General features: G+C 61.4%; 6 protein-coding genes and 1 pseudogene. 5 read left to right on the top strand and 2 right to left on the bottom strand.

Annotated elements, in window-relative coordinates:
- The 5 genes and pseudogenes from B3E94_RS24165 to B3E94_RS24145 form a co-directional block, all read left to right on the top strand.
- Positions 1–396, top strand: a pseudogene (locus B3E94_RS24165) (urocanate hydratase); the annotation flags it as partial.
- Between the two features lie 11 nt (positions 397–407).
- Complete coding sequence (locus tag B3E94_RS24160) at positions 408–1565, top strand: CaiB/BaiF CoA transferase family protein (RefSeq protein ID WP_286915523.1); 1158 nt, start codon at positions 408–410, stop codon at positions 1563–1565.
- A 2-nt stretch (positions 1566–1567) separates the two neighbouring features.
- Positions 1568–2713 carry an acyl-CoA dehydrogenase family protein gene (locus B3E94_RS24155; protein ID WP_286915522.1) on the top strand — a complete coding sequence of 382 codons (1146 nt, stop codon included), beginning with the start codon at positions 1568–1570 and terminating at the stop codon, positions 2711–2713.
- A gap of 102 nt (positions 2714–2815) precedes the next feature.
- Complete coding sequence (locus tag B3E94_RS24150; RefSeq protein WP_286915521.1) at positions 2816–4222, top strand: purine-cytosine permease family protein; 1407 nt, start codon at positions 2816–2818, stop codon at positions 4220–4222.
- Positions 4223–4297: 75 nt separating this feature from the next.
- A complete protein-coding gene (locus B3E94_RS24145) occupies positions 4298–4972 on the top strand; it encodes a TetR/AcrR family transcriptional regulator (RefSeq protein ID WP_286915520.1) in 675 nt (224 codons plus the stop codon).
- Between the two features lie 38 nt (positions 4973–5010).
- On the opposite strand, the gene B3E94_RS24140 is transcribed toward B3E94_RS24145, so the two are convergent.
- Together B3E94_RS24140 and B3E94_RS24135 are read right to left on the bottom strand one after the other, a co-directional pair.
- Entirely contained in the window at positions 5011–5598 is a 588-nt protein-coding gene (locus B3E94_RS24140; RefSeq protein WP_286915519.1) for an HD domain-containing protein, read from the bottom strand.
- A gap of 118 nt (positions 5599–5716) precedes the next feature.
- A complete protein-coding gene (locus B3E94_RS24135; RefSeq protein ID WP_236237175.1) occupies positions 5717–6274 on the bottom strand; it encodes a helix-turn-helix domain-containing protein in 558 nt (185 codons plus the stop codon).
- Positions 6275–6538 lie beyond the last annotated feature (264 nt).

Here is a 6538-nt window from a genome sequence, read left to right as displayed (position 1 = left end):
CGCAGCGGCGAGCTGTCGGCACCGATCGTGATCGGCCGCGACCACCTGGACTCCGGTTCGGTGTCCAGCCCCAACCGCGAAACCGAAGCCATGCAGGATGGCTCCGACGCCGTGTCCGACTGGCCGCTGCTCAATGCCCTGCTCAACACTGCCAGCGGCGCGACCTGGGTCTCCCTGCACCACGGCGGCGGCGTCGGCATGGGCTTCTCGCAGCACTCTGGCATGGTGATTGTTTGCGACGGCAGCGATGAGGCGGCCGAGCGCATTGCCCGCGTGCTGACCAACGACCCGGCCACCGGGGTGATGCGCCATGCCGATGCGGGGTACCAGATTGCCATCGACTGTGCCAAGGAGCAGGGCCTGAACCTGCCGATGATCACCCGCACCCAGCCGTGAGGAGCCAAGCCATGAATCCAAACAACTGCGCTCCCAAGCCGCTGCAAGGGGTGCGTGTGCTGGACCTGAGCCGCGTACTGGCCGGCCCGCACTGCACTGCGATGCTGGCTGACCTAGGCGCCGAAGTGATCAAGTTCGAAGTGCCGGGGCATGGCGATGACAGCCGCCACCTGGGCCCTTTTGGCGAAAATGGCGAGAGCGTCTATTTCGGCCTGATCAACCGTGGCAAGCGCAGCGTCGAACTTGATTTCAAGGACCCGGCCCAGCTTCAGCGCTTTCACGCACTGGTGGCCGATGCCGATGTCGTGGTGGAAAATTTCCGCCCCGGCGTGACCCAGCGATTGGGCATCGATTTCGACAGCCTCAAGGCGCTCAACCCTCGACTGATCTACGCCAGTATTTCCGGGTTCGGCCAGAGCGGGCCATTGTCCACCCGCCCGGCCTACGACATCGTCGCCCAGGCCATGTCCGGCCTGATGAGCGTGACAGGTTTCCCCCAGACCGGCCCAACCCGCAGTGGTGAAGCACTTGGCGATCTCTGCGCTGGCGTCTACGCCGCCTGGGCAATCAGCTCGGCGCTGTTCGCCCGTGAGTTCCACGCTGCTGGCGCACAGTACCTGGATGTGGCGATGTTCGACGTCTTGGTCAGCCTGCAAATGACCGGCCTCTCCAATCTGTTTGCTCAGGGTCGCGCCCCGGGGCTGGTGGGCAACCGTCACCCGGTCTCGACGCCATTCGACACCTACCGCGCCGCTGATGGGCTGGTGGTGATCGCAGTCGCCAGCGACAAGCTGTTCCGCCGCTTGTGCCAGACCATGCAGTGCCAGGCCTTGGCCGATGACCCGCGCTTCGTCGACGACGGCTCGCGCACCGCCAACGAAGTGGCCTTGAAAGCACGGATCGAGTCCTGGACGAGCACCCAACGCGTTGAACAGATCTGTGACTTGCTGCTGGACGCCGGAGTGCCCGCCTCGCCTGTATGGGATCTGGCCCAGGCCACCAGCAGCGAGCAAGCCCAGGTGCGCCAATTGCTGATAGAGGGCGGTGCACAGTCGCCCTTGGTACCGCAGCCGGTGTTTTTCAACGCAAGCAAACCCCACGCCGCTTCGCCTGCCCCACGCCTGGGCGAAGCCAATGCCCTGTTCGGCCTGCCCCACACTGGAGAATAACAATGAACTACGAACTGGACGCCGCGGAACTGGCAATCATCGAATCTGCCGAGCGCGTTGCTCAAGACGTACTGAAACCCAAGGCCCAGGGCCTTGATGAGTCCGAGGCGTTTTGCGCCGACAGCCTCAAGGCCCTGGGTGATCTGGGGTTCATGGGCATCAATCTGCCTGAGGCCTATGGTGGGTTTGGCATCACAAGCCTTGCAATGAGCCGCGTGGTGGAGGCAGTGGCCGCCGCCTGCGCCTCCACCGCGTCGGCGATGACCGCGCATTTTCTGGCCACCGACTCGCTGCTCATCGGTGGCACCGAGGCGCAGCGCCAGCAATGGCTGCCGCGCGCCGCCACTGGCGAGTTGCTGGGCGCGTTCGCGCTGACCGAACCTGCGGCCGGCTCCAACCCGGCCGATATGCGCACCCGAGCAAGCCAGGAAAATGATGGCTGGCGGATCCGTGGCAGCAAGCATTACATCACCAATGCCCGCGAAGCCGATTTCATCGTGCTGTACGCCAAGACCGACGGCGACGCGGGTCATCACGGCATCAGCGCTTTTGTCATTCCCAAAGGAACGCAAGGCATCAGCTTTTCCAGCCCGGAAAAGACCATGGGCCTGCGCGGCAGCACGATCTATGAGCTGTCGCTGGACTGCTGGCTGCCCGCCAGCGCCCTGCTGGGCGAGCAAGGCCATGGCTTCAAGACCGCTATGGAGGTCTTGGATCGCGGCCGGGTAGAAGTGGCGGCGATGGCCTTGGGCATCGCTCGCGCCGCCATGGAGCACAGCCTCAGCTGGGCCCAGCAGCGCCAGATCGGCCCCAAGCCATTGGCTGCCTACCAGGGTACACAGTGGCGTCTTGCAGACATGCACAGCCAATTGCAGGCAGCGCGCCTGCTGACCCAGCACGCTGCGGCCAGCCGTGATTCGGGCGGGCGCTTCAGCCTGGAGTCGGCCACCGCCAAGCTGTTCGCCGCCGAGGCGGCCGGTTTCATCACCGATGCCGCACTCCAGCTGCATGGCGGTTATGGCTACATTCGCGACCTGCCGCTGGAGCGCCTGGTGCGCGATGCACGCATCCTGCGCATTTTTGAAGGGACTTCGGAGGTGCAGAAAATCATCATCTCCCGCGCCGTACTGGACGCCGCCCGCGCTTGAGGTGGTCAGCCTGGGCGGCACCAGCCGTTCAGGCTCAAAGGGCATCGGTCACATAACAACAATAGAGGCGCCATGGGCAGTGGCGCCACAGGAGACACGCTCATGTCTGGCAAGCCCCTCATAGAAACGCGATCCATCGATTACATCCCCGAAAGCGAACGCCACGGTCGCCTCTTCAGCCAGTTCACCTTATGGTTCGGTGCCAATCTGCAGATAACGGCCATCGTCACCGGTGCCTTGGCAGTGGTGCTGGGTGGCGATGTGTTCTGGTCATTGATCGGCCTGTTGATCGGCCAGGTGTTCGGCGGCATCGTGATGGCGCTGCATGGCGCTCAAGGCCCGCGTCTGGGCCTGCCGCAAATGGTTTCCAGCCGCGTGCAGTTCGGTGTGTTCGGTGCAGTGATACCGCTGGTATTGGTCTGCATCATGTACATCGGGTTCAATGCCACCGGCACGGTGCTGGCCGGCCAGGCCATCGGCCGCATGGCCAATATCAGCGATACCGGCGGCATCCTCGTTTTCGCCGCCGTGATCGTGGTCCTGACGGTGTGTGGCTACAGGGTGATTCACCTGCTGGGGCGGGTTGCCAGTGCGCTCGGCTTGGTGGCATTCGCCTACCTTTTCGTTCGCATGTTCTCGGTGAACGATATCGCCACCTTGCTCGATAACCGACACTTCGGTTGGAACACGTTCCTTCTGGCCGTTTCGCTTTCGGCGTCGTGGCAGATCGCTTTCGGCCCCTACGTCGCCGACTACTCGCGTTACCTGCCCAGTGCCACCTCCCCGTTGCGCACGTTCCTTGCCGTAGGCCTGGGCTCAGTGCTCGGTTCACAGACCTCCATGGTGCTCGGCGTGTTCGCTGCCGCCCTGGCAGGCAGTGCCTTCTCAGGGCACGAGGTGAATTACATCGTAAGCCTAGGCGCCAGCGGGCTGATTGCGAGCCTGCTGTTCTTCAGCATCGGCTTTGGCAAAGTGACCATCGCCACCTTGAACGCCTATGGCAGCTTCATGTGCATCGCCACCATCGTCAGTGCGTTTCACAAACGCTTCACGGTGTCCTCCGGCCAGCGCCTGGTCTTCGTGCTCTGTATTGTCGGCATCTCCACCACCCTTGCGCTGATCGGGCAGCATTCCTTCCTCAGCGCGTTCAAGTCGTTCCTGTTGTTCCTGCTGGCATTTTTCACGCCTTGGAGTGCCATCAACCTGGTGGACTACTACTTCATCACTAAGGAACGCTACGACATCGCGGCCTTGGACGACCCCGATGGCCGCTATGGCCGTTGGAACTGGGTAGGTATCGGCACCTACGGGTTCGGGGTGATGGTGCAGATGCCCTTCATTGCCACCAGCTTCTATACCGGCCCGCTGGTGCAATACCTGGGTGAGACGGACATTTCCTGGCTGGTGGGTTTGATCTTGCCGGCGCTCGTCTATTATTCGCTTGCCAGGCGCGGTGCCCGGCACCCTCAGGCATTTCCCGCGCAAGACGTTACCCAGAAGCAGTACTAGCCCCTGAGCCGCTTGCCGCCCTCACTGGGCGGCAAGCCACCTGCCCGCCCCTGGTACCAACAGCCCAGAGACCCCATGAACACCAACACACAACCTGCCCCACCGGCCGGGACACAGCAGCGCCTGTACCTGGCGGCAGTGGACTTGTTCGCTGAACAGGGCTATCAGAATACGAGCTTGCGCGACCTGGCCGCCCGCTTGGGTATCGGCGCGGGATCCCTGTACAACCACATCGAAAGCAAACAGGCACTGCTCTTCGACCTCATCGAAGAATGCATGAGCGATCTGCTGAGCCTCACCCGAGCAAAGCTCAAGGCCGCCCAGGGCTCGCGCGCCCGCCTGCATGCATTCGTGAGTGCCTTCATCGAGCTTCAACAGCGCGAGTGCAAAAGGTTGCAACTCATGCTGCGTGAAGCGCGCAACCTGACGGCAGAACAGTATCGGCTGCACGCAGCGATGCGCGATGAATACACCCAGCACCTGACTGCCATCATTGCCTCTACCCTGCTCCATCGAGGCTTGGATAGCTCGGCGACCAGGTTCTTCGCCAACAGGGTCATCGGCATGCTCGAAAGCCTTTGCCAATCGCAGGACATCGATTCGACCCTGTCACAACGGCAAATCATTGAACAACTCACCGAGATGATCCTCGGCGCTGCCTCCAGCTTGGCGCCGCTCGCTCGGCAAACGCCAGGCACTTCACCGGCGACTCGCACGGGTGTTCGTCTGCCAGGCAATCGAGCCGGGTAGACAAGATACTTGGCTAGTACGCAACCCCCTGTGCAAAGTCATTCGCCATGGCGGTCTTGAGGGCTTTGGATATTTTTCCTGGTGCTTTCGTCGAGAAGGCCGCGAAGCACCTCGAACAGTGGATAGGCATCCGTGTATTTCTTGCCGTAACTTAGGTTGAACGCGTAATCGAAATCTGGCGGGTTCTTGCCTTGATTGTGCTGAAGGATGGTTTCCAGCTTATCTAGCGCCTTGACGGCCTGGGCCTCGGGCGAACGTGCATTTTCATAGTCATCCCACAGCGCAAGGATTTCAGCTTTAACCGTGTCATCCAGTGTACGGGTCAAGAGGAGAAGGTCGTTTCGCTCCTGTTGGCTCTTGTCGGGAAACGCGTCCTTGCTAACAGCGGGAATATCGCCATTGATGGCTTCGCCCAAGTCATGGATGACGCACATCTTGATGAGTTTCAACTTATCGAGACCGGCCAGTTGATCCTCGAAAACGATGGCCATCAGGCAGAGGCGCCAGCTATGTTCAGCCGTGCTCTCGGTACGACCGGAAGAGGTATGGGCCGTTCTGAGCACATCCTTGAGTTTTTCCGCTTCAGTTAGAAAGGCGAGGCGCCCTTTAAGCTTCTCGATATCCATGATTGCTCCTGGCACTGTTGGCGAACTGTGGGCTGCCTTGACTGGATCAGAGCAGCCTAGAGCTGAAAGTACGCAGCGTCCACGCATAAAAAATGCGGGCGCTATGCGCCGCAATCGATCACAGCGTTTCCACCAGACGTGCGGCAGTGCCATCCGAGAGAGGGATACGTGTCCAGCGACAGAGACTGTGGCTGATGGGCACGAGGCGGGAATCATTGGTACCGCTTGCAAATTCCAGCGCTGGGGGCGCGAGTGCTTCCCTCCACCCCAGTTCGTCCAACATCAATTCCTTGGCAACGATCTGCGGCGAAGCGAAACGCCACAGTGACTGCCCCAGCAGTGTGCTGACGGGGCTGGTGAACTGGGCTGCGCGTGAGGGCGAGCACGCCAGCAATCTATGCGTCAGGTCGCACATGAGATGAACCGGCCGCACGCTTTCTTTCACCAGCCGCGCCAATGCCTGATCTGCGGCGGTATCAAGGCGAGCGGTAAGTAGCTTCTCCAAAGTGCTGCGGGAGAACGGGTCCAGTGCCAGTACACCACTTTCCCAGCGAGAGATAGTTGATTGAGTGACGTTGAACAAGCTCGCCGCATGGGACTGTTTGACGCGGTGCAGCAAACGCCATCGCTTAAGCGCTACGCCGGGCAATTCCGGCTTCAGCAATATGTCAGGCATCGCGGCTTCCGAGAGGTGAGCTAAGCGGCGATTTTGAGTTATGCAAGATTGCCCTGCAAGCGGGCCAGACCAGTGGGTCTTATCAGCGCGTGAGAGCACTCAGCTTGGATTGCGCGCAACGATCCAAAGCTCTGTGGTCAGTACCGGCCTCATCGCCGGCAAGCCGGCTCCCACGCAGGCCTGAAGGCCGGTGATATTCCTGTGGGAGCCGGCTTGCCGGCGATGGGCTGCGAAGCGGCCCCGGTTGCAGGTGTCTGCTTTGGG

It is taken from the genome of Pseudomonas sp. UBA6315, assembly GCF_002438125.1.
Classification (GTDB): Bacteria; Pseudomonadota; Gammaproteobacteria; order Pseudomonadales; family Pseudomonadaceae; genus Aquipseudomonas; species Aquipseudomonas faucium.
Note: the sequence above shows the minus strand (reverse complement) of the source record. Positions and strands in the feature narration are given on the sequence as shown.

What these genes read in the sequence shown, in the direction of transcription:
- B3E94_RS24140 (WP_286915519.1), bottom strand. Translation starts at nt 5,598, where the DNA reads ATGGATATCGAGAAGCTTAAAGGGCGCCTCGCCTTTCTAACTGAAGCG.
- B3E94_RS24160 (WP_286915523.1), top strand. Translation starts at nt 408, where the DNA reads ATGAATCCAAACAACTGCGCTCCCAAGCCGCTGCAAGGGGTGCGTGTG.
- B3E94_RS24155 (WP_286915522.1), top strand. Translation starts at nt 1,568, where the DNA reads ATGAACTACGAACTGGACGCCGCGGAACTGGCAATCATCGAATCTGCC.
- B3E94_RS24150 (WP_286915521.1), top strand. Translation starts at nt 2,816, where the DNA reads ATGTCTGGCAAGCCCCTCATAGAAACGCGATCCATCGATTACATCCCC.
- B3E94_RS24145 (WP_286915520.1), top strand. Translation starts at nt 4,298, where the DNA reads ATGAACACCAACACACAACCTGCCCCACCGGCCGGGACACAGCAGCGC.
- B3E94_RS24135 (WP_236237175.1), bottom strand. Translation starts at nt 6,274, where the DNA reads ATGCCTGACATATTGCTGAAGCCGGAATTGCCCGGCGTAGCGCTTAAG.